This is a genomic window from Mitsuaria sp. GD03876, assembly GCF_029840635.1.
Lineage (GTDB): Bacteria > Pseudomonadota > Gammaproteobacteria > Burkholderiales > Burkholderiaceae_C > Roseateles.
On record NZ_JAOCCU010000017.1, the window covers coordinates 23,161 to 41,398 of the forward strand.

The 18,238-nt window shown below is 71.6% G+C and carries 17 protein-coding genes; 8 read left to right on the top strand and 9 right to left on the bottom strand.

The window, feature by feature from the left end; genetic code table 11:
• Nucleotides 1–131 precede the first annotated feature (131 nt).
• Nucleotides 132–830 carry a TetR family transcriptional regulator gene (locus N5D62_RS12730; protein ID WP_279758191.1) on the top strand — a complete coding sequence of 233 codons (699 nt, stop codon included), beginning with the start codon at nt 132–134 and terminating at the stop codon, nt 828–830.
• On the opposite strand, the gene N5D62_RS12735 is transcribed toward N5D62_RS12730, so the two are convergent.
• The 5 genes from N5D62_RS12735 to N5D62_RS12755 all read right to left on the bottom strand — a co-directional run bounded on the left by N5D62_RS12735 (nt 790) and on the right by N5D62_RS12755 (nt 8,622).
• The gene (locus N5D62_RS12735; protein WP_279758192.1) at nt 790–2,259 is read right to left on the bottom strand and encodes an efflux transporter outer membrane subunit; all 1,470 of its coding nucleotides are present in this window, start codon (nt 2,257–2,259) and stop codon (nt 790–792) included. The two genes, N5D62_RS12730 and N5D62_RS12735, sit on opposite strands and share 41 nt — an antisense overlap.
• The gene (locus N5D62_RS12740) at nt 2,252–5,338 is read right to left on the bottom strand and encodes an efflux RND transporter permease subunit (RefSeq protein WP_279758193.1); all 3,087 of its coding nucleotides are present in this window, start codon (nt 5,336–5,338) and stop codon (nt 2,252–2,254) included. Before N5D62_RS12740 ends, N5D62_RS12735 begins: the two co-directional genes overlap by 8 nt.
• A 9-nt stretch (nt 5,339–5,347) precedes the next feature.
• The gene (locus tag N5D62_RS12745; RefSeq protein ID WP_279758194.1) at nt 5,348–6,577 is read right to left on the bottom strand and encodes an efflux RND transporter periplasmic adaptor subunit; all 1,230 of its coding nucleotides are present in this window, start codon (nt 6,575–6,577) and stop codon (nt 5,348–5,350) included.
• Complete coding sequence (locus N5D62_RS12750) at nt 6,570–7,838, bottom strand: arabinose transporter (protein WP_279758195.1); 1,269 nt, start codon at nt 7,836–7,838, stop codon at nt 6,570–6,572. The genes N5D62_RS12745 and N5D62_RS12750 overlap by 8 nt, the downstream gene beginning before the upstream one ends.
• 124 nt (nt 7,839–7,962) lie before the next feature.
• A complete protein-coding gene (locus N5D62_RS12755) occupies nt 7,963–8,622 on the bottom strand; it encodes a class I SAM-dependent methyltransferase (RefSeq protein WP_279758196.1) in 660 nt (219 codons plus the stop codon).
• 334 nt (nt 8,623–8,956) lie between these two features.
• Between N5D62_RS12755 and N5D62_RS12760 the strand changes: the two genes are divergently transcribed.
• Genes N5D62_RS12760 through N5D62_RS12770 form a run of 3 tightly spaced genes read left to right on the top strand, consistent with a single transcriptional unit; the run spans nt 8,957 to nt 11,107 of the window.
• Entirely contained in the window at nt 8,957–9,307 is a 351-nt protein-coding gene (locus N5D62_RS12760; RefSeq protein WP_279758197.1) for a GntR family transcriptional regulator, read from the top strand.
• The gene (locus tag N5D62_RS12765) at nt 9,304–10,185 is read left to right on the top strand and encodes an ABC transporter ATP-binding protein (RefSeq protein ID WP_279758198.1); all 882 of its coding nucleotides are present in this window, start codon (nt 9,304–9,306) and stop codon (nt 10,183–10,185) included. Before N5D62_RS12760 ends, N5D62_RS12765 begins: the two co-directional genes overlap by 4 nt.
• A 28-nt stretch (nt 10,186–10,213) precedes the next feature.
• On the top strand, nt 10,214–11,107 hold the full coding sequence (locus tag N5D62_RS12770; protein WP_279758199.1) for a hypothetical protein: 894 nt from the start codon (nt 10,214–10,216) through the stop codon (nt 11,105–11,107).
• Between the two features lie 76 nt (nt 11,108–11,183).
• Here N5D62_RS12770 and N5D62_RS12775 read toward each other — a convergent pair whose 3' ends face one another.
• From N5D62_RS12775 to N5D62_RS12790, 4 genes are all read right to left on the bottom strand, one after another.
• Nucleotides 11,184–11,759 (bottom strand): NnrU family protein, encoded by a 576-nt coding sequence (locus N5D62_RS12775; protein WP_279758200.1) that lies wholly within the window; start codon nt 11,757–11,759, stop codon nt 11,184–11,186.
• Between the two features lie 67 nt (nt 11,760–11,826).
• Entirely contained in the window at nt 11,827–12,066 is a 240-nt protein-coding gene (locus N5D62_RS12780) for a hypothetical protein (protein ID WP_279758201.1), read from the bottom strand.
• A gap of 38 nt (nt 12,067–12,104) precedes the next feature.
• Nucleotides 12,105–12,239, bottom strand: a complete 135-nt coding sequence (locus N5D62_RS12785) for a hypothetical protein (protein ID WP_279758202.1) — start codon at nt 12,237–12,239, stop codon at nt 12,105–12,107.
• A gap of 124 nt (nt 12,240–12,363) precedes the next feature.
• Nucleotides 12,364–12,885, bottom strand: coding sequence for an Lrp/AsnC family transcriptional regulator (locus N5D62_RS12790; RefSeq protein WP_279758203.1), 522 nt, complete (start codon nt 12,883–12,885; stop codon nt 12,364–12,366).
• A 172-nt stretch (nt 12,886–13,057) separates the two neighbouring features.
• Between N5D62_RS12790 and N5D62_RS12795 the strand changes: the two genes are divergently transcribed.
• From N5D62_RS12795 to N5D62_RS12810, 4 genes are read left to right on the top strand one after another with little or no spacing between them, the layout of a single operon-like run.
• Nucleotides 13,058–14,152 carry a saccharopine dehydrogenase NADP-binding domain-containing protein gene (locus tag N5D62_RS12795; RefSeq protein WP_279758204.1) on the top strand — a complete coding sequence of 365 codons (1,095 nt, stop codon included), beginning with the start codon at nt 13,058–13,060 and terminating at the stop codon, nt 14,150–14,152.
• A gap of 14 nt (nt 14,153–14,166) precedes the next feature.
• The gene (locus tag N5D62_RS12800; protein ID WP_279758205.1) at nt 14,167–15,669 is read left to right on the top strand and encodes an aldehyde dehydrogenase family protein; all 1,503 of its coding nucleotides are present in this window, start codon (nt 14,167–14,169) and stop codon (nt 15,667–15,669) included.
• Complete coding sequence (locus tag N5D62_RS12805; RefSeq protein WP_279758206.1) at nt 15,662–16,765, top strand: DUF1338 family protein; 1,104 nt, start codon at nt 15,662–15,664, stop codon at nt 16,763–16,765. The genes N5D62_RS12800 and N5D62_RS12805 overlap by 8 nt, the downstream gene beginning before the upstream one ends.
• Nucleotides 16,759–18,183 (top strand): FAD-binding oxidoreductase, encoded by a 1,425-nt coding sequence (locus tag N5D62_RS12810; protein ID WP_279758207.1) that lies wholly within the window; start codon nt 16,759–16,761, stop codon nt 18,181–18,183. The genes N5D62_RS12805 and N5D62_RS12810 overlap by 7 nt, the downstream gene beginning before the upstream one ends.
• The last annotated feature ends 55 nt before the right edge of the window (nt 18,184–18,238 follow it).

The following is an 18,238-nucleotide window of genomic DNA, read 5'->3' on the forward strand; positions in this document are numbered from 1 at the left end:
AAGATCGGCGAATTCTGAAAGCGCTTTCAAGAATTTGGGGTTTTCGATTGCAACGGCTTGAAAGCCAGCCCTCCCGGTCGACGGCGTCGCGTGGATAGAATGCGAACAATCCATCGCATTCGAGCCCGCCCATGTCCACGCGCCAGCCCCCGCAGATCTCGTCCCGGAAGCAGCCGAAGCAGGCGCGCTCGACCGAGCTGGTCGCCACCATCCTGGAGGCCGCCATCCAGGTCCTGGCCAAGGAAGGCGCCGCCCGCTTCACCACCGCGCGCGTCGCGGAGAAGGCGGGGGTCAGCGTGGGGTCGGTCTACCAGTACTTCCCCAACAAGGCCGCCATCCTGTTCCGGCTGCAGGCCGACGAATGGCGGGAGACTGCCGACCGGCTCGGCGGCATCCTCGAGGACGGGAAGAAACCGCCGCTGGAGCGGCTGCGGGTACTCGTGCAGGCCTTCATCAAGTCCGAGTGCGAGGAAGCCGACATGCGCGTCGCGCTGAACGACGCCGCCCCGCTGTACCGCGACGCGCCGGAAGCGCAGGAGGCCAAGTCGGCCATCCGCCTGATGATGGGCCGCTTCATGCGGGAAGCCGCGCCGCTGGCGTCCGAGCCCGAGCGGGACCTGGCCGGCGAGCTGGTGCTGACCACGCTGAGCATGGTGGGCCACGACTTCTCGGCCAGCCCGCGCACGGCCGCGGAGATCAAGGCCTACGCCAACGCGGTCTCGGACATGTTCTGCGCCTACATCGGCAGCCTCGGGGCCGCGAAGCCCGCGGCCGCCGAGAAGGCCGCGGTCACCGCGAAGCCGAAGCCCAGCCGCCGCCCAAAGCCTTGAACACGTCGACACGGGTCGAGCCGACCCGTTGCTCGACCGATGCGACCTGCGCGGCGATCGACGTCAGGTCGGCCCGCGCGAGGTCCAGTTCCAGCTCGCTGGCGGCGCCGGCCTCGTAGCGCTTGCGCGCCACCTCGAACACGGCGGCGGCCTTGTCCTGGGCCACGGCCAGCGCGTCCTTCTGCGCCATCGCGGACGCGTAGGCCGCCAGCGTGGTCTCCGTCTCCTTGAGCGCCGTCAGCACGGTGCTGTCGAAGCGCGCCAGCGAGGCCGCGCCGTCGGCCTTCGCCTGCGCCAGCCGCGCCTGGACGGCGACGCGATTGGGGAAGGTCCACGACACCAGCGGGCCGATGCCGAAGGACCAGCTGCGGCTGCCCCGCAGGCTGTCGTTGCGCGTGTAGCCGCCGGACGCGCCGATCGTCACCCGGGGATAGAGCTCCGCCGTGGCGATGCCCACGCGGGCGAGGTCGCCGGCCAGGTGGCGTTCGGCCTGGCGCACGTCGGGCCGGCGGCGGAGCAGCCCGGCGCCGTCGCCCACCGGCAGCGGGCCAAGTGGCGTCGGCACGGTCGAGCACTGGCGCGCCGCCTCTGGAATCTCCGCCGGCGTGCGGCCCATCAACGCCGCGAGCGCCAGGAGCGCCGCCGCCTGCTGGCCTTCCCATTGCGGCAGCTGCGCCCGTGCCTGGGCGACCGCCAGGTCGGCGCGCTGGACGTCGATCTCCGGCGCGGCGCCGATCTCGTGACGCCGCCGCGCCATCGCCAGCACGCGGCCCGCGATGTCCAGGGACTGCCGCGAGACCGCCGCCGACGCCGCGGCCGCGCAGGCATCGGAGTAGGCGCGGGTCACCTCGGACACGACCACGACGATCGCCGCGTCCCGCGCGCCTTCGCTGGCCTCGCGGTCCGACCGGGCCGCCTTCAGCGTCTGGTCCACGCGGTCGAACAGGTCGACCTCGTACGACAGGTTCACCTGGCCGGTGTAGGTCCATTGGACCGGCGGCAAGCCGGTGCCGCCGGACGCCGCGGGATTGCGGCCCGAGGACGCGCCGGCCGAGACCGCGGTGCCCGGCCACAGGCCCGCCCGCGCCTCGGCCTCGACGGCCTGGGCGCGGCGGAGGTGGGCCACGGCCTCGCGCAAGGTCGTGTTCGCGGCCAGCGCGTCGGCGATCAGCCGGTCCAGCACCGGGTCGTCATACAGGCGCCACCAGTCGTCCGGCGGCTCGGCGGCGGACTCGACAGGATCGGACCGGTGGACGAAGGCGCCGTGCGCGGACGACGGGACGGCCGGGGCTTGGTCGACCGGTCCGCTGGCGCAGCCGCTGATCGCGACCGCCAGCGTGGCCGCGGCGAAGCCGGCACCGCGTGGGTCCGGACGTGACCGTGAGCCCGCACGTGGCCGGGAGCGCGGGAAGGGGGCGTGTTCAAACATGCTGCGCCTCCGTGGCGGCCAGTTCCTGCTCGCGGGCGCTGCGGGCCGCGGGCCGGTGGTCCTTCGCGACGAAGCTGTAGACCGTGGGCAGCACGAACAGCGTGAAGAGCGTGCCCACCAGCATGCCCATCACGACGACGATGCCGATGGAGAAGCGGCTCGCCGAGCCCGCGCCGGTCGCGAACAGCAGCGGCACCAGGCCGGCCACCATCGCGGCGGTGGTCATCAGGACCGGGCGCATGCGCACCTCGGCCGCCTTGCGGATGGCCTCCACGCGGGAGAGGCCCTCCAGTGCCTGGATGTGATTGGCGAAGCTGACCATCAGGATCCCGTGCTTGGAGATCAGGCCGATCAAGGTGACCAGACCGATCTGGGTGTAGATGTTGAGCGTGGCGAAACCGAGCCACAGCGGCAGCAGCGCGCCGCAGACCGCCAGCGGCACCGTGACGAGGATGACCAGCGGATCGCGCAGGCTTTCGAACTGCGCCGCCAGCACCAGGAAGATCACGATCAGCGCCAGCCCGAAGGAGACGACCAGGCGGTTGCCCTCCTGGACGAACTGCCGGCTGTCGCTGAGCCAGTCCACGCTGGTGCCCACCGGCAGCGGCTGCGACTGCAGGAAGGCCACCGCCTCGCCCATGCTGACGGTGGGCCGGGGCAGCATCTCCAGCGTCACGGAGTTCAGCTGGTTGAACTGCGTCAGCTGGTTGGCCTGCGGCCGCCGGTCGATGCGCGCCACCGTGGACAGCGGCACCATCGCGCCCGAGGCCGTCTTGACCTGGAAGCGGCCGATGTCCTCGGGCGACGCGCGGTCGCCGCCGCGGACCTGCGGGATCACGTCGTACGAGCGGTCGTGGAAGTTGAAGCGCGAGACGAAGTTCTCCCCCACCAGCACCGCCAGCGTGTCCGCGATGGCCTGCATGCTGACGCCGAGCTCGCCGGCCTTGGCGTTGTCGATGCGTACATGCGCCTGCGGGCTGTCGTAGGCCAGGTTGTTCTGCACGAACACGAACAGCCCGCTCTTGTAGGCCGCGGTGCGCAGCTTCTCGGCGGTCTCGTACAGCGCCGAGAAGTCGTCCGACGAGCGCAGCACGAGCTGCACCGGCAAGCCGCCGCTGGAGCCCGGCAGCGGCGGCAGCTGGACCGCGGTGAAGGTCTGCCCGTCGATGCCGGCGCCAGCGGCCTGCAGCTGCTTCTGGATGTCGATCGAGCTGCGATCCCGCGCCGCCCAGTCCTTCAGGATCGCGCCGCCGAACATCTGGTTCTGGCCGCGGCCGGTGCCGCCGATGTGCATGAAGCTGCTGTCGAACTCGGGCAGCGACTCGAAGATCCGCGCGATCTGGCGGGCGTAGCGGGCCGTGTAGCCGACGCCGGCGTACTGCGGCGCCTTGTTGATGACGACGACCAGGCCCTGGTCCTCGGTCGGCGCGAGCTCCTGCCGCGTGCCCAGGAACAGCACGACGATCGCCGCCAGCATCGCCGCGCCGACCAGCAGCACCACGCCGCGCGCCGCCAGCGTCCAGCCGAGCAGGCGGCCATAGGCGTGCGCCAGCCGCTCCATGGCGCGCTCGACGAGCCGCGCCAGCCGCGATTCGGAGTCCTTCCCCTTGAGCAGCGTCGAACTCATCATCGGCGACAGCGTCAGCGCGACCACGCCGGACACCACCACCGAGCCGGCCAGCGTGAAGGCGAACTCCTTGAAGAGCGCGCCGGTCAGCCCGCCCATCATCCCGATCGGCGCGTACACGGCGGCCAGCGTGATCGTCATCGCGATGACCGGCCCGACGATCTCCCGCGCGCCCACCAGGGCGGCGCGGATCGGGGACAGGCCCTCCTCGACGTGCCGGTGGATGTTCTCGACGACGACGATCGCGTCGTCGACCACCAGCCCGATCGCCAGCACCATCGCCAGCAGCGTGAGCAGGTTGATCGAGAAGCCGAAGGCCAGCATCAGCGCCGCGGTCCCGACCAGCGACAGCGGAATCGTGACCACCGGGATCACCACCGCGCGCAGGGTGCCCAGGAACAGGAAGATGACGACGACCACGATGGCGATCGCCTCGACCAGCGTATGGCGGACTTCCTCGATGGAGGCGTTGACGAAGCGCGCCACGTCGTAGTTGGGCCGCACCGTCAGGCCGGGCGGGGCCATCTCGCGGATGCGCGGCACCAGCTCGCCGGCGCGGCGGACGATGTCCACCGGGTTGCCGTCGGGCGTCGGGTAGATCGACACGAAGATCGCCGGCACGCCGCTGGCGAAGGACGCGTTGTCGTAGTTCTGGCCGCCGATCTCGACGGTGGCGACATCGGACAGCCGGACGATGCCGCCGGTCCCGCCGCCCTTGATCACCATGTTGCGGAAGTCCTCGACGTCGCGCAGGTCGGTGGCGGCGCTGATGCCGGTGACGGTCAGCGCGCTCTTGAGCTGGCCCGGCGCGGCCTGGACGTTGTTGGCGCGCAGCGCCGCGGCGACCTCGCCGGCCGACAGGCCGCGGGCGGCGAGCCGCACCGGGTCGATCCACAGCCGCATGGCCAGCGTCTGGCCGCCGTTGATGTCGACGGAACCGACGCCCGGGATGCCGCTGAACATCGGCACGGCGACGCGGGTCGCGAAGTCCGTGACCTGCGGGATGGTCAGCGTGTCGCTGAAGAAGGCCACGTACTGGACGGCGGTGCCGCCCTCGGTGGACTTGCCGATGACGGGGTCGGTGATGCCGGCGGGCAGCTTGGACTTCACCTGCTGCACCTTGGCCAGGATCTCGGTCATGGCGCGGTCGGCGTTGGCGTTGATCACCAGCCGCGCCTTGATGTCGCTCTTGCCTTGGGTGGTGGTGGAGCTCAGGTACTCGATGCCGGTCGCGGTGGCGATGGCCTGCGCGATCGGCGTGGTGACGAAGCCCTGCATGACGTCCTGCGTCGCGCCGGGCAGCGTGGTGCTCACGGTGATGGTCGCGTTCTCCAGGTAGGGGTACTGCCGCACGGGCAGCGCGAACGCCGCGTACAGCCCTACCAGCAGGATCAGGCAGCTGGCGACGATCGCCAGGATGGGGCGGCGGATGAAGAGGTCGGTGAACCGCATCGGGATCTCTCAGCGGGAGGGCGCGGACGGCGCGCCCGAGGCCATCGGCGACGAAGCGGCCGGACCGGACGAGGCGGCCGGCCTGGACGGCGCGGGCGGCGCGGCGTCGGGGGATCGCGCGGGACCGGTGCGCACCTTCGCGCCCGGCCGCAGGCGGTTCTGGCCGGCGACGATCACGAGGTCGCCGGCGGCCAGGCCGTCCTTGAGCAGGGCCTCGTCGCCCACCGTGCGCAGCACCTGGACGGGCACGACCTCGATGCCGCCGACGCCCTGCGCGTCCACGTCGCGGACGCGGACGACGGTGTCGCCGGAGGCGGTCGTGACCACGGCGGTCAGCGGGACGACCGCGGCCTGCGTCGCGGCCGGCGCGGCGGTCGACGCCGCCGACGGCACGCGCACCGTCGCGTACATGCCGGACTTGAGCGACCGGTCCGGGTTGGGCAGCAGCGCCTGCACGGTGACGTTGCGCGTCGTGCCCTCGACGCGGGGTTCGATGGCGCTGACCTTCGCGACGAAGGTCCGGCCCGGCAGGCCGTCGACCGCCACCTGCACGGGCCGGCCCACCGCCAGCTCCGCCAGCCGCTGCTGCGGCACGGTGAAGTTGACGTGCAGCGGATCCAGCTGCGTCAGCGTCGCGATGGCCTGGCCGGCGTTCAGGTACTGGCCGGGATTGACGCGTCGCAGGCCGAGCTGTCCGGCGAACGGCGCGCGCACCGTCTTCTGCTCGATGCGGGCATCGAGCTGCCGGACTGCGGCGCGCGCCTGGTCCGCCTCGGACTGGCGCAGCTCCAGCGTCTCGCGCGATTCGGCGCCGCTCGGGACGAGCTGCCGGGTGCGCGCCAGGTGCTGCTCGGCGAAGGCGGCCTTGGCCTCGGCGGCGACGCGGTCCGCGCGCTCGGGCGCGTCGTAGAGCTGCAGCAGCACGGCGCCGGCCGGAACGGACTGTCCCGGCTCGAAGGCGATCGCCGTCACCCGGCCGGCCGTGTCGGGCGCGACCAGCACCTCGCGCACCGCCTCCAGGCTGCCGATGGCCTGGATGTCGGCGCCGGCGTCGCGCATCGTCACGCGCGTGGTGGCCACCTGCGTCGGTCCAGGCGGCGGGGGCGGCGGCGCGGCCTGTCGATGCGCGCGCCAGGCGTAGAGCGGGCCCATGACGGCCGCCAGCGCGACGGCGGTCAGGGCCACCGGCACCGCCCGGCGGGCGAGGGGACGGGGGGACGTGCGGACGGTGTCAGCCACGGGCGGCTCCCTGCGGCTTGGACACCAGCAGCGCGAACGCCACCAGGGCGGACAGCGCGACGGCGACGGCGCCCGCGAGGTAGACGGCGTCGACCGTGTAGGCCTTGGCCAGCGCGCCGGCCGCCGGGCTGACGATGCCGAGCGACAGGTCCAGGAACGCGACGTAGGCGCCCATCGCCAGGCTGCGCGCCTGGGGCGGCGCGCGCCGGACGGCCTCCACGCCGAAGCCGGGGAACGCCAGCGAGTAGCCGAACGCGGTGATCGCCGTGCCGAGGTAGGCCATGGCCGCCGAGTCCGCCTGCCAGATCATCAGCAGGCCGACGGCCTCGATGACGACGCAGACCAGCGCCACCTTGGCGCCGCCGATCTTGTCGGGCAGGTGGCTGAAGAAGATGCGCGCGCCGATGAAGGCGACGCCGAAGGCGGTGAACGCCATCGACGAATCGCCCCAGCGCTTGGACGCGAACAGCAGCGCGATGAAGGCGGTGATCACGCCGAAGCCGACGCTGCACAGCGCCAGGCCGAGGCCGGGACCGCTGACGGCGCTCAGCACCGAGTAGAACGGCGTGCGGCGGCTGGCCAACGGCGGCAGCGCGGCGACGCGCGAGACGATGCCGATCGCCACGACCGGGATCACCAGGATCGCCGCGGCGATGCCGACGAAGCCGCGGCTGGCGTTCAGGGCGACGCCCAGCGGCGCGCCGACCGCGAAGGCGCCATAGATGGCGGTGCCGATCCAGGCCATCACCTTGCCGGCGTTCTGCGGGCCGACGAGCCCGATGCCCCAGCCGATCGCGCCGGTGACGAGCAGGCTTTCGCCGAGCGCGAGCAGCAGGCGGCCGGCGACCAGGATCCAGAGCGAGGTCGACGGACTCGGCAGGAAGGCCAGCGACAGCAGGTAGACGAAGCCGGAGCTGGCGGACAGCGCCAGGCCCAGGCGGACCGCGCGATGCGTGCCGCGGAGGTCGGCGAAGTTGCCGGCCCAGGCGCGCGAGAGCAGGGCGGCCGCGAACTGGGAGCCGATAACCAGGCCGACGACCAGCTCGTCCATGCCCAGCGTGCGATGCACGTGCAGGGGCAGGACGGGCAGCTGGATGCCGATGGTCAGGAAGCCGATGAACACGGTCAGCGTCAGCGGCAGCAGGGTCCGGAAGACGGTGCTGCCGGCCTGCCCGGGGGAGGCGCCGGGGGACGTGCCGGGGGATGTTCCGGAGGATGTTCCCGGAGATGGGCCGGAGGTCGCGTCGATGGAGCGGGTCATGGTGTGTACGGAGGAAAGGGGTCGCGCCCAGGCGTGGCGATGCCGGCCGCCGGATCGGGCGGCCGTGGCCGGGGTGGGATCGACCCGGAAGCCGGGGAGGCCGGGAAGGCCGGAGAGGCGGCGCTCAGCCGACGCGGATCGACAGCTCGACGTCGTCGCCGACCGGCACCGAGAGGTAGCCGCCGCCGGGACGGCGGACGCGCTCGAGGTACTCGGGGCAGTAGTCGGTGTTGTCGGCCGCGATCAGCGCGCCGGGTCGCAGCCGGCTTTCGAGCAGGTCCAGCACGTCGGCGTACAGCGACTTGGCGCCGTCGAGCAGGACGAGGTCGATGGTGTCGGGCAGGTCCACGGCCAGCGTCTGCAGCGCGTCACCGGCGCGGATCTCCACCAGGTCGGCGAGGCCGCCCTCGACGAGGTGCTCGCGGGCCTTGGCCACCTTGGCGGGTTCGAACTCGCTGGTGATCAGGCGGCCGCCGCCGTTGTCGCGCAGCGCGGCGGCCAGGTGCAGCGTGGAGATGCCGAAGGAGGTGCCGAACTCGACGATGTGGCGGGCGCCGGAGCTGCGCGCCAGGAGGTAGAGCAGCGTGCCGGTCTCGCGGGACACCGGCAGCCACAGGTCCTTGAGGCGGCCGTAGAGGTCCAGGTAGTCGGTCTTGCTGCGCATGAGGCGCAGACGCTCCTCGCGGCTGATGTCCGCCAGCGCGGGGCTGGTGGCGGCATCGGCCTGCGTGAACAGGCGCTCGAGCAGGGCGAGAAGGGGGGGCGTGGCCAGGGTGGTCGTCATCGCATCGGGGGCGGCGCGGGGCCGCGTTGGGTTGTTCGTGGAAATGCGATCAAGTCGTCGCATTGGCGAGAAGAATACGACGAATGGTTCGCGTTTTCTATTCGCATTCCGGGAGCGATGGGGGCTTGGGTCCTGGTGGGCGGAGTTCCCTGGGGGCGGGCGCGCGATCCGGGGGCGGCGGCGGCGTTGGAGCGTGCAATCGAGACGGACGGGTTCGCGTTTTCAGTTCAACCCCCCATTTCTGCACTTCGTCGCCGTTCGCTAGTTGATCGAGGTGGGTGATTGCTATGGTGTGCTACATCAGCAACACACCGGCGCCCCGGCGCCTCGCGTCATGCACAGCTGGAACGATCAAGCGCCGATCTACCAGCAGCTCGCCGACCGCCTCGCGTCGCAGCTGCTCGACGGCGATCCTCCCGAAGGCGAGGCGCTGCCGTCCGTGCGCGCGCTCGCCAGCCAGTACCTGATCAACCCCCTGACCGTCAGCCGCGCCCTGCAGGCCCTGGTCGACGAGGGGCTGCTCGAGAGCCGGCGCGGCATGGGCATGTACGTCCGCGACGGCGCCCGCATCCGCTTGCTGCACTCCGAGCGCGAACAGTTCCTCCAGGAGGAATGGCCGCGCCTGCGGGAAAAGATCCGCCGCCTGGGCCTCTCGCCCTCGGACCTGAATTGGGAGGACGCATGAACACGCTCATCGAGGCCAAGGGCCTCAGCCTGCGCTACGGCCGCAAGGCGGCCTTGCAGGACCTGACCTTCACCATCCCCGCCGGCCGCGTCGTCGGACTGCTCGGCCACAACGGCGCCGGCAAGACCTCGCTGATGAAGGCCCTCGTCGGCCTCAAGCGCCCCGAGGGCGAGCTCCGCGTCCTCGGCCTGGACCCCAGCAGCCACCGCGGCCAGCTGCTCACCTCGCTGTGCTACATCCCCGACGTCGCCGTGCTGCCGCGCTGGGCCCGCGTCTCGGAACTGATCCGCCTGATGCAGGGCCTGCAGCCGAAGTTCTCCGCCGACCGCGCCCGCCAGCTGCTCAAGCGAACCTCGGTCACCGAGAACGACAAGGTCAAGCAGCTCTCCAAGGGCATGGTCACGCAGCTGCACCTCGCGCTGGTCGCCGCCATCGACGCCCGGCTCATGATCCTGGACGAGCCCACGCTCGGCCTGGACGTGATGTCCCGCAAGAGCTTCTACGAGATGCTCATCGACGAGTGGTGCGACGGCGAGCGCTCCGTGCTCATCTCCACCCACCAGGTCGAGGAAGTCGAGTCGCTGCTGTCCGACGTCCTGATGCTCGACGAGGGCCGGCTGGTGCTGGACATCTCGCTGGCCGACATGGACGAGCGCTTCGTCGCGCTGTCCCACGACCCGGAAGCCGCCGAGGCCGTCGCCGCCAACCACCCGCTGCTGCGCTACCGCGTGCAGGGCCGCCCCGCCGCGCTGTTCGACGGCGTCCTGCCCGACACCGTCGCCCACCTCGGCCAGCGCGTGCGCCCCAGCCTGGTCGACCTCTTCATGGCCCTGACCCGCAAGCCGGAGATCCAGGCCCGCACGCCCGAGTCGGCCTGACCGCCCCGAACCCCTCGAAGGACATCCCATGACGCTCTTCAACACGCTGCTGCTGCGCGAATGGCTGCAACACAAGTGGGCCTGGATCGGCATCGTGCTCGCGCCGATCCTGCTGATGCTGGTCCTGGTGCCGATCAGCCAGGTGGAGGGCATCAACGTGCCCAGCCCCGAACCGGTCGCGCTGATCGCCGGCCTGATGACGGCGGGCCTCGTGATGGTGCTGGCGCTGTCGGTCTCCGGCTACCAGTTGCTGGGCCTGGCCCGGCGCGACCAGCAGGACCGCTCGATCGAGTTCTGGTCCTCGCTGCCCGGCAGCCACGCGGCCGCCCTGGGCGCGCCGATCCTGGCGCACGGCGTGCTGATGCCGATCGTCGCCATCGTGCTGGGCATCGCCGGCGGCGCGGTCGTCGGCACGGCCATGGCGTTCAAGGAATTCGGCGTCGCCGCGCTGCACCAGACGCAGTGGAGCGCGCTCATCCAGGCCGCCGTCTGGCTGGCGGTGCGGACCTCCGTCGGCGTGGTGATGGCCTCGCTCTGGATCGCGCCGATCGCGCTGGCGCTGATGGCCGCGTCCGCCTGGCTCAAGCGCTGGGGCGCGCCGCTGCTGGTCGTGCTGGTCGGCGGCTTCCTGAAGATCTACAAGGACACGCCGATCGCCGACGCCATCGTGCACACCCTCAAGGTGCAGATGGACGGCGTCGCCAGCGCCTGGATCCAGAGCGGCACCCGCATGATCATGACGAATGACGACGGCCTGGACATGCAGGACTTCTTCAACACGCTGTTCGCCTTCCCCGACTACGCCCGCGACGGCCTGCCGCAGGTGTTCCAGGCCGCGCTGGAGCCGCAGTTCTTCGGTGGCCTGGTGGTGGCGGGGCTCTGCTTCTGGCTGCTGGTGCTGCAGCGCAAGCGCAGCCTGTGAGGCGACGCCGAGACCGCGCCCGGACGGCGCGGCGGCGAGGGACCAGGGCCGGGCGACCGGCCCTTGTCGTTGGCGCTCAGCCCATCGTCGGAAACGGGCTGACGCCGATGATCAGCCGGTGCAGGCCCAGGACCAGCGCGATCCAGGCGACCACGCCGATCGCCACCGAGATCGCCGTCCCCTTCGCGGTGCCCGCGGGCGGCGGCGTCTCGCGGCGGCGAGCCGAGAGGTAGTCCAGCACCGCCCAGGCCAGGAAGGCGCCGAACAGCGCCACGTCCGCGACGGTGTTGTTGGCCGCCAGGTGCCCGGCGGCCCACAGCATCACGGCGATCAGCATCGGATGACGCAGGCCCGCCTTGAAGTGGTTGCGCGGCACATGCGAGGCCGCCAGCAGCACCAGCGACGGCAGCATGAGCAGCCCGGCCAGGTGGTTCATGCCGCGCGGCGTGGCCCACAGCGGATGCGGATCGAGCCGCGCCTGCCCATAGCCCCAGATGATCAGCACGAGGCCGATCGCCGAGACCAGGCTGTAGCTCAGCTTCCAGCGTTTCTCGCCCCAGGCGGCGAAGCGGGCGTCGCGCCAGGCCGGCGCGACGAGGCGGACCGAGTGCGGTCCGAGGAAGAGGATCAGTCCGAGGATGAGGGCCCACATGGTGAAGTCGCTCCTTTGCGGCGCGGACTATGCCCGCGCCCGGAGGACCGCACCAGTGCGCTTCGGATCAAGAGAGCGTTGTCGCCGACGGCGCGAATGCCGAGGGCGCGAACGACGGCGACGAGGACGGCGCCTGGACCAGGCGCAGGTCGCCTTCGGCGTGGTCGAGCCAGGCCATCGCGGCCAGCAGCGCCAGCACGGCGACGACGAGGCCGATCGCGCGCAGCAGCATGCGGCGCCACCGGTGGCCGGCGGCGGGGCGGACGCGGGGCGGCGCGACGCCGCCCGGATGGGCAGGGGCTTTCATGGCGGACTCCGGAGTGAGGGCAGAAGTCGCCGCCGGGCTCAGGGCAGCACCGCGCCCAGTCCCCACAGCAACGCCGGATAGAGCGCGCCCCAGGCCACCGCGAGGATCGCGAGGGCCTTCATGCCGAGGACGATCGGCGGGACGTGGGGGGCGGTGACGGGACGCTTGGACATGGTGCGCTCCTGGAGCTGGCGACACATCCCGTGCAAACGGCATGCCAACCGGCCGCGTTGACGCCCGCCGGCCCCCGGAACATGGCGTTACCCGCGCTCAACGAAGCCGACATGCCGCGCGCGCTCAGGCGCCGCGGTCCACGCGCAGCGCCAGCAGCACCGAGGTGTGGGTCTTGATGACGCCCTCGATCTCGCCGATCTCGTCCAGCAGCGCGTCCAGCCGCGCGGTGCTGTCGGCCCGCAGCGTGGCCATGTAGTCGAACTCGCCGCTGACCGACGCCAGTTGCAGCAACTCCGGCAGCCGCGACAGCCGCTTCACCACCTCCCGCCCCGCGCGCGGCTGCACCGTGATGCCGACGAAGGCCTGCACGCCGCGCTCCACCGCCTCGCCGCCCAGCCGCACGGTGTAGCCGGCGATCAGGCCGTCGGCCTCCAGCCGCGCCAGCCGCGCCACCACCGTGGTGCGGGCCACGCCCAACTTGCGTGCGAGGTCCGCGGTGCTCTCCCGCGCGTTGGCCTGCAGCAGCGCGATCAGGTCGCGGTCGGTCCGGTCGCGCAGCGTCGCGGTGGGAGCGGGCGTCGCGTCGGCCGCGGGGGAAACGGAGGCCGAGGGAATGGATGCCGGGGCAGTCTTCTTCGCGTTCATGGGGAGCTCGGGATAAACCCTTGTTTTCGCCGGAATGAATGAATCGGATGACGAATCGTCAGCATAGAGGTGTTTTTCGTCGAACTCGCGCTTTCTTTCGTCGGAGGAGCTTCGGACACTGCGGCCATCGCATCTCACAACTCTTCCTCTTCAGGATCACAAGGAGCACGACATGAAAGTGGCACTGCTGGGCGCCGGACACATCGGCCAGACGATCGCGCGACTGCTGCAGGGCAGCGGCGACTACCAGGTCACCGTGATGGACAAGAGCGAGGGCGCGCTGAAGCTGCTCGCCGGCCAGGGCGTGGCGACCAAGGCCGTGGACACCGAGGACAAGGCCCAGCTGGCCGCCGCGCTGCGCGGGCATGACGTCGTCGTCAACGCGCTGCCGTACCACCTGGCGATCACCGCGGCGCACATGGCGCTGGAAGCCGGCTGCCACTACTTCGACCTGACCGAGGACGTCGCCGCGACCAAGGAGATCAAGCGCATCGCCGAAGGCGCCAAGACCGCCTTCATGCCGCAATGCGGCCTGGCGCCCGGCTTCATCGGCATCGTCGCGCACCACCTGGCCAAGAGCTTCGACACGCTGCAGGACGTGAAGATGCGCGTCGGCGCGCTGCCGGCCTTCCCGACCAACGCGCTGAAGTACAACCTGACCTGGTCGGTCGACGGCCTGATCAACGAGTACTGCCACCCCTGCGAGGCGATCCACGACGGCGAGACCATCGCCGCGCTGCCGCTGGAAGGCCTGGAGCACTTCTCGCTGGACGGCGTCGAGTACGAGGCCTTCAACACCTCCGGCGGCCTGGGCACGCTGTGCGAGACCTGGGACAGCAAGGTCCGCAACCTGGACTACAAGACCGTGCGCTACCCGGGTCACCGCGACCTGATGATGTTCCTGCTGGACGACCTGGCGCTGAAGAACGACCAGGAGAAGCTCAAGGACATCATGCGCAAGAGCATGCCGGCGACGATGCAGGACGTGGTGCTGGTGTTCGTGACCGTGTCGGGCATGAAGAACGGCGTGCTGCTGCAGGAAGTCTTCGCCCGCAAGATCTTCGCGCAGCGCGACGGCGCGCATCCGCTGTCGGCGATCCAGATCACCACCGCCGCCGGCATCTGCGCCGCGGTCGACCTGTTCCGCGAAGGCAAGCTGCCGCAGAAGGGCTTCATCCGCCAGGAAGAAGTGGCGCTGCCGGACTTCCTCGCCAACCGCTTCGGCATGGCGTACCAGCAATCGCGTCAGGTTGAGTCCATCGGCTGAAGGAGAATTCCGCGATGACTACCACCACCGACCTGCTGGCCGCCCTGGGCGTGCCGGCCGCCGCCTTCACCGGCGGCTCCATGACCGTCCGCAGCCCGATCGACGGCGCCGTCATCGGCGCGGTCCACGAGGCCAAGGCCGCCGACATGACCGCGGCGATCGCCAAGGCGCAGACGGCCTTCCTGGCCTGGCGCACCGTGCCGGCGCCCAAGCGCGGCGAACTGGTCCGCCTGTTCGGCGAGGAACTGCGCGCCAACAAGGCCGCGCTGGCCCGCCTGGTCTCGCTGGAAGCCGGCAAGGTGACCAGCGAGGGCGAAGGCGAAGTGCAGGAAATGATCGACATCTGCGACTTCGCCGTCGGCCTGTCGCGCCAGCTGCACGGCCTGACCATCGCCAGCGAGCGCCCCGGCCACCGGATGATGGAGCAGTACCTGCCGCTGGGCGTGGTGGGCATCATCTCGGCCTTCAACTTCCCGGTCGCGGTGTGGGCCTGGAACTCGGCGCTGGCGCTGGTCTGCGGCGACACCTGCCTCTGGAAGCCCAGCGAGAAGACCCCGCTGACGGCGCTCGCCACGCAGGCGCTGTTCGAGAAGGCCGTCGCCCGCTACGCCGGCGCGCCCGCCCACCTGTCGCAAGTCGTCATCGGCGGCGCCGCCGTCGGCGAGGCCCTGGTCGACGACCCGCGCGTCGCGCTGGTCTCGGCCACCGGCTCGACCCGCATGGGCCGCGCCGTCGGCCCGCGCGTCGCGGCGCGCTTCGGCCGCTGCCTGCTCGAACTGGGCGGCAACAACGCGATCGTCGTCACCCCGAGCGCCGACCTGGACCTGGCCGTGCGCGGCATCCTGTTCGGCGCCTACGGCACGGCCGGCCAGCGCTGCACGACCACCCGCCGCGTCATCGCCCATGAATCGATCCATGACGAACTGGTCGCCCGCCTGGACCGCGCCCGCGCGCAGCTCAAGATCGGCAGCCCGGTCGAGCCCGGCAACCTGATCGGCCCGCTGATCGACCAGGGCGCCTTCGACGCGATGCAATCGGCGCTGAAGGCCGCGCGCGAGCAGGGCGGCGAGGTCAGCGGCGGCGAACGCGCGCTGGCGTCGCAGTACCCGGAGGCGTTCTACGCGGTGCCGGCGCTGGTCCGCATGCCGGCGCAGACCGAGATCGTGAAGCACGAGACCTTCGCGCCCATCCTGTACACGCTGAAGTACAAGACGCTGGACGAGGCGATCGCGCTGCAGAACGACGTGCCGCAGGGCCTGTCCTCGGCGATCTTCACCAACGACATCCGCGAGGCCGAGACCTTCGTCAGCGCCAGCGGGTCCGATTGCGGCATCGCCAACGTGAACATCGGCACCTCGGGCGCGGAGATCGGCGGCGCCTTCGGCGGCGAGAAGGAGACCGGCGGCGGCCGCGAATCCGGCTCCGACGCCTGGAAGGCCTACATGCGCCGTACGACCAACACCGTCAACTACTCGCGCGAACTGCCGCTGGCGCAAGGCGTGAAGTTCGATGTCTGAGCGCGCGGCGGAGCTGAAGGCGCAGAACGCGCTGAACCTGCGCATCGCCGAGGCCGCCGGCAGCGGCGTCTACCGGCTGCTGCGCGGCGCGCTCGGCGACGAGGCGGCGCAGGCCGCCTTCGCGCGGCTGCGCGTGGTGCCGGGCCTGCTGCGGCCGGCCGGCGAGCGCGTGTCGCGCGCCGAGCTGGCGCAGGCGCTGAACATGGCGCTGTTCCTCGACGTGACGCAGCGCGTGCCGATGGCGGCCGCCTACGTCGCCGACCTGCAGCGCGAGGGCCAGCCGCTGGTCTTCGACCACGGCGCGCTGCGCACGGTGGCGTGGCCCTCGGGCGCGCTGCCGCCCGGCGAGGCCGCGATCACCCGCGTGCTGCGGCCGCTGGGCTTCACGATGGCGGCGACCTATCCGCTGCCGCGCCTGAAGATGACCGGCCGCGCCTGGCGCCATGCCGACTTCCCCGAGGACATCGCGCAGTTCTTCGTCTCGGAGCTGCATCCGGAGCGTTTCTCCGGCAGCTTCCAGGGCGCGGTGACGCGCGTGCTGGCGACGTCACGGGATCCGCTGTCGCCGGCCGACCTGGCGATGCTGGAGCACCTCGCCCGCGACGGCGACCTGGCGACGGACGCGGCGATCGCGCTGCTGCCGGGCCTGGTCGGCTGCTTCGCGCGCCAGCACGGGCTGTTCGAGGCCGACGACTACCACGCGCTGCTGGCCGAATCGGCCGAGATGGCCTGGATCGCGACCGAGGGCAACGCCTTCAACCATGCGACCGACCGCGTGGCCGACATCGAGGCCGTCGTCGCGGCGCAGCGCGCGCTGGACCGGCCGGTGAAGGACACGATCGAGACCTCGGCCACCGGGCGCGTGCGCCAGACCGCGTTCAAGGCGGCGCGCGTGATGCGCGAGTTCCTGGACCGCGGCCAGCGCGTGATGCTCGAGGTGCCGGGCAGCTTCCACGAATTCATCCAGCGCGCGCCGCTGGACGAGGGCGGGGCGCTGGACCTGGCCTTCGACGCGGGCAACGCCACCGGCATCTTCAAGATGACGGCGGGCGCGGCCACGGACGCCGACACGGCCGGCGAGGCCGCGGCGTGCTGACCCTGTCGAGCGCGCAGGGCTTCGTCGCCGAGGCCCGCGCGGTCTGCGGCGACGCCTTCGTCCAGGACGGCCCGTTCATCGAGCCCCGCTACCTGCAGCCCGCGCGCTACGCCGCCGGGCAGGCCGCGGCGCTGGTGCGGCCCGGCAGCCGCGACGAGGCGGCGCGCGTGCTGGCGCTGGCCGTCGCCGCCGGCCTGCGCGTGGTGGTGCAGGGCGCCCACACCGGCCTGGTGCGCGCCGGCACGCCGGACGACGCCGCGGGCGAGGTGCTGCTCAGCACCGAGCGGTTGCGCGAGGTCTTCGAGCTGGACCTGCTCGACCGCACGCTGCGCGTGTCGTCGGGCTTCAAGCTCTCCGAGATCAATGAGCGGCTGGCGCCGCACGGCCTGTGGTTCCCGGTCGACCTGAGCGCCGATCCGTCGATCGGCGGCATGGTCGCGCACAACACCGGCGGCACGCGGATGCTGCGCTACGGCGACGTGCGGGCCAACACGCTGGCGCTCGAGGTCGTGCTCGCCGAGCCCGCGGGCCAGGTGTTGCGGCTCGGGCAAGGGCTGCAGAAGGACAACTCGGCGTTGGCGCTGGGGCAGCTGTTCATCGGCTCCTCCGGCAGCCTGGGGTTGGTCAGCGAGGTCACGATCAAGCTCGCGCCGCTGCCCCGGCAACGCGCCGTCGCGCTGGTGGCGCCGGCGTCGCTGGACGCGGTCTTCCCGCTCTACGCGGACGTGATGCAGCGCTGGGGCGGCCTGGTCTCGGCCTTCGAGGGCATCAGCCGCGCGGCGCTCGAGGCTGGCCTGCACGGCCAGGACGTGGCGCGGTGGTTCGACGGGCAACTGCCGGACTACGCGATGCTCATCGAGCTCAGCAGCGAGCTGCCGGCCGATCAACTGGCGCTGGGCGGCCTGCTGCAGGGCTGGCTGGAGGCGGAATTCGACTCGGGACGGGTGCGGGACGCGGTCCTCGACGCCGACGAGGCGATCTGGGGCCTGCGCCATCGCATCAGCGAAGGGCTGCGGGTGCAGGGCAAGGTGATCGGGCTCGATCTCTCGCTGCCGCGGCGGCACTTCATGGCCTTCCGCGAGCGCGGCGCGGCCTGGCTGGCCGAGCGCTTCCCGCAGGTGCGGCTGGCCGACTTCGGACACCTCGGCGACGGGGGCATGCACTTCAACATGGTCTGGCCGACCGAGGCCGGCGCGTTGACCGGGGCGCAAGAACTGGCCCTGCGCGAGGGGCTGTACGCGCTGGTGGCGGAGCTGGGCGGGTCGATCAGCGCGGAGCACGGGGTCGGGCCGCAGTTGCAGGCGGCGTACCGGGCGCATTGGGCGGCGGTGGAGCCGGGCACGCTGGATTGGGCGCGGAGAGTACAGATGTTGTGGGATCCGCACGCTCGTCTTGGAAAAGTGAACTGGGGCGGCTGAACCGCTTGCCAGTTCCCAAAACCGTGCTACAGTCCAATTCTTCGCTGCAACGCAG